We start from the raw sequence: 4,670 nt of genomic DNA, 5'->3' as shown, positions 1-4,670 counted from the left end.
GACTCCACCGCGCCCGTGGCATTCCACTCCACCAACACCCGACGACGCTCAACCTCACCCAACACATCCACCGACCCCACCCCCACACCAGGGTCCTGTTCGAGTGCGGTGACCAGGCCGCCGAGGCAGGCGTGCAGCAGTGCGCAGACGTAGGCCGGATCGGCCGGGTCGACCGCCTCGACGACCAGGGCGAAGCCACTGTCGTCGTCGTCGACGGCCGCGTCCAGCGGGTAGTTGGTGCGGTCCTCGTAGTAGAGCTTGGTGATGCCCTCGAGCCGCTCGCCGGTCTCGGAAGCCGGCCGGACGTGCCGGTAGTTGAGGATCGAGGTGAAGAGCGGGCTGCCGCCTGCCAGACCGCTGGCCGCTTGGGCCAGGGTCAGCGGGGCGTGCTCGTGGACCATCAGCTCGGCCAGCTGGCTACGCACGGCGTCGACCGCCGCACCGACAGCCTGCTCGGCGAGCCGGACGCGCACCGGCAGGGTGTTGATGAACAGGCCCGGCACCCGGTCCGCACCGGCGCCGGCATTCATCCGGCCGAACAGGACGCTGCCGAAGACCACGTCGTCCCGGCCGGACAGCGCACCGAGCACCCGCGCCCAGGCGAGATGGAAGATCGTGGCCGGGCTCACGCCCAGCGACCGCGCCGTCTCGCGGGTCCGGCGGGCGAGTTCCTCCTCCACCGGCAGCTTGGCCTGGGTGACCTGGGTGCCGTCGCCGTGGACGTCCAGCATCCCGTACGGCGCGGTGGTCTCGTCCACGTCGCCGAGCAGTTCGGCGAAGTAGCGCTCGTGCTCCTCGCGCGGCACACCGAGGCGGGCCTGGGCGACGAACTCACGGAACGGCAGCGGCTCCGGCAGCTCGTCGGCCCGGCCGGACAGGAACGCCCGCGCCTCGGCGAGCAGCGTGTCCATCGTCGTGTGATCGCGAACGATGTGGTGCATCGACAGCAGCGCCAGCCAGCGACGGCCGTCCGCGTGGGGCGCGACGTGCACCCGCATCAGTGGCGCCGTGCCCAGGTCAAGCCATCCGCCGGCCGCGGCCAGCAGCTGCTCGACCGGCTCCGCGCCGTCCGGGTCCAGCACGAGCTCGGTGACCGGCAGTTCGGCCTCCCGGAGGACGACCTGGACGGGCTCGCGCAGGCCCTCGGAGAGGATCGCGGTGCGGTAGACGTCGTGCCGGTCGACCATCCACTGCAGGGCCCGCAGGAAGGCATCCAGCCGCTCCCGGGAGTCGAGTTCGACCACGGAGGGCTTCAGGTAGACGTCGCCGCCGTCCTGGTCGGCCATCAGGTAGTGGAAGTACATACCCTCCTGCAGGGGGGCCAGCGGGTACACGTCCGCGATGTTCGCCGCGCCGCCCGGCACGGCCGCCACCACGGTGGCCACCTCCGCCACGGTCAGCTCGACCAGCGGCAGCATCGCCGGCGTCAGCTCGGTCGCGCCCTCCGGGATCAGGTTCGGCGGCACCGCGACCTGCTCCGGGCCCGTCGCCGCGGCGAGGCCGGCCGGTGTCGGCGTCGCGAACAGCGTGCGCACCGACACCGAGATGCCGCGCGCCCACAGCCACTGCACGAGTGTGATGGCCAGCAGCGAGTGGCCGCCGAGCAGGAAGTAGTCGTCGTCGACGCCGACCGAGGGCAGCCCGAGGACCTCGGCGAAGCCCTGGCAGATCAGCTCTTCCTGGGCGGTGGCCGGCGCCCGGCCGCCACTGGTCTCGACGCTGTAATCCGGATCGGGCAACGCCCGGCGGTCCAGCTTCCCGCTGACCGTCAGGGGCAGCGCCTCCAACACCACGAAGGCCGACGGCACCATGTACAACGGCAGCCGCTCCGCCGCGGACGAACGCACCGCACCCGTGTCGAGGCCTCCGGCGGCGGCGCCCATGACGGGGACGAGGTAGGCGACCAGACGTTCGTCACCCGGGGCGGCCTCGCGGACCACGACGGTGGCCCGGGCGACGCCCGGGTGAGCGGCCAGCACGGACTCGATCTCACCCAGCTCCACCCGCAGGCCGCGGATCTTCACCTGGTCGTCGACGCGCCCCAGGTACTCCACCTCGCCCCGCGCGGTCCAGCGCACCAGGTCGCCGGTGCGGTACATCCGCTCGCCGGCCGGCCCGAACGGGTCCGCGAGGAACCGCTCCCCGGTCAGCCCGGCCCGGCCCACGTAGCCGCGCGCCAGCTGCACGCCCGCCAGGTAGAGCTCACCGGCCACGCCCTGCGGTACCGGGCGCAGCCGCGAGTCCAGGACGTACAGCCGGGTGTTGGACACCGGCGCACCGATGGTCACCCGGGCGGCGTCCTCAACCAAGCAGCGCGTCGCGGTGACGTCGATCGTCGCCTCGGTCGGGCCGTACTGGTTGTACAGCGGCACGTCGAGCGCCGACAGGAAGCGGTCCCGCAGCGTCGCCGACAGTGCCTCGCCCCCGGAGAACACCACTCTCAGGCCGGTGCACGCGGTCGCCGCCGGCTCCTGCAGAAACAGCTCCAGCATCGACGGCACGAAGTGCGCGACCGTCACGCCCGCGTCCCGCAGCACCCCCGCCAGGTAGGCCGGATCGCGGTGGCCGCCCGGGCGGGCCACCACCAGGGAAGCTCCCTGCGTCAGCGGCCAGAAGATCTCCCAGACCGACACGTCGAACCCGAACGGCGTCTTATGCACCAGCCGGTCGGCGGCGGAGAGGCCGTACGCGTCCTGCATGCCCAGCAGGCGGTTGACGAGCGAGCGGTGCGAGGTCGCCACGCCCTTGGGCCGTCCCGTCGAACCCGACGTGAACAGCACGTACGCACGGTGGTCCGGCAGCAACGGCGACACCCGGTCGGCGTCGGTGAGCGGCGAACCGTCCAGTGCGGCCAGTTCACCGGCGAGCGCCGGGTCGTCCAGCACCAGCACCGGCACCCCTGCGGAGGCCGACACCCCGGCAACGGACGCCGCCGAGGCCAGGACGACGGCCGGCGCGCTGTCCGCCAGCATCCCGGCCACCCGCGCGTCCGGGTGCTCCGGGTCGACCGCCACGTAGGCGCCGCCGGCGGTGACCACGGCCAGGACCGCCACCACTAGGTCGACGGAGCGCTCCATCACCACGGCGACGGCCGACTCCGGGCCCACCCCGCGGCCGACCAGCAGCCGCGCCAGGCGGTTCACCCGCGCCGACAGTTCCGCGTACGACAGCTCCGCGTACGGCGCCCCGACTTCCGGGGAATCTGCGGTGCGCTCGAACAGCAGCGCCGTCGCGTCCGGCGTCCGCGCGGCCTGCGCGGACAGCAGCTCCGGAAGCGTCGTGTCCGGCACCGGGACCACCGTGTCGTTCCACTCCTCCAGGACCTGCCGGCATTCCTCCGCGTCCAGCACGTCCACGGCCGTGAACCGGGTGCCAGGGGCCTGCAGAAGAGCGGCCAGCAGATTGTCGAGCGCGGTGTGCAGCATGGCGGCGACCCGGTGCGGGCCGACCCACTCGGGGGCCCTCACCGTGATGTCGAACCGGGATCCGTCGTCGTCGACGGCCGCGCTCAGCGGGAAGCCGGTACCCTCCCTGGTCTGCGTCACGGTGACGCCATCGAGCAGCGCGTCGGGCCCCTGAACCGCGGGACCGGCGTGCCGGTAGTTGAAGAGTGCACTGAACAGCGCGCTGCCGCCCGGCATTCCGCTCGCCGTCCGGGCGAGCGCGAGCGGGGCGTTCTCGTGCACCAGCAGGTCGGCCAGGTGGCCGCGCAGCCCATCCAGGGCCTCCGCCACGGAGTAACCGTCGAGGCGGACGCGGACCGGCAGCGTGTTGATGAAAAGACCCGGTACCCGGTCCGCGCCGGCGCCCGCGCTCATCCGGCCGAACAGCACAGTGCCGAACACCACGTCGTCCCGGCCCGACACGGCCCCGAGGACGCGGGCCCAGGCGAGGTGGAAGAGCGTGGCCGGGCTCACGCCCAGCGACCGCGCCACCTCGCGGGTCCGGGTGGCGAGTTCCTCCCGCACCGGCACCCGCCCACGCTCGGTGTCGGAGTTGTCGCCGTGCACGTCAGTCAGGCCGAAGGGAGCAGTGGTCTCGTCCACATCGCCGAGCAGCTCGGCGAAGTAGCGCTCATGCTCCTCGCGCGGCACACCGAACCGGGCCCTGGCCACGAACTCGCGGAACGGCAGCGGCTCCGGCAGCTCCGCCGTCCGGCCCGCCAGGAACGCCCGCACCTCGCCGAGCAGCACGTCGCGCGCGGTGTGGTCCTGGACGAGGTGGTGGATCCGCAGCACGGCCAGCCACCGGCCGGTGCCCGGCTCGGCGGCGACGTGCATGCTCAGCAGCGGCGCGCGGTCCAGCTCCAGCCAGCCGCCGGCCGCACCGATCAGCTCCTCCGCCGGGTCGGTGCTCCCGGCGGCGAGGACGACCTCGGTGACCGGCAGTTCGGCCTCGCGGAGGACGACCTGGACGGGCTCGCGCAGACCCTCCCAGACGATCGCGGTGCGGTAGATGTCATGCCGCGCCAGCACCCAGCGCAGCGCGTCGACGAAGGTGTCCAGTCGCTGCCGGGAATCGAAGGCGAGCGACACCGGCAGCAGGTAGGCGTCGCCATCGCCGTCGCGGTCCGCCATCAGGTGGTGGAAGAACAGGCCCTCCTGCAGGGGGGCCAGCGGGTAGACGTCCGCGATGTTCGCCGCGCCGCCCGGGACGGCGGCCACCACGGT

Annotated in this window: 1 protein-coding gene; it reads right to left on the bottom strand. The window is 73.1% G+C overall.

Features of this window, described 5'->3' with window-relative positions:
* Positions 1 to 4,670: amino acid adenylation domain-containing protein (locus tag ACIQVZ_RS42215; RefSeq protein WP_402458450.1), on the bottom strand; the 4,670-nt coding region annotated here is incomplete at both ends.

The sequence above is a fragment of the Kitasatospora sp. NPDC098663 genome, assembly GCF_044760075.1.
In the GTDB taxonomy this organism is placed as follows: Bacteria; Actinomycetota; Actinomycetes; order Streptomycetales; family Streptomycetaceae; genus Kitasatospora.
The sequence above is the reverse complement of the archived record's forward strand: the minus strand, read 5'-3'. Positions and strand labels throughout refer to the sequence as shown.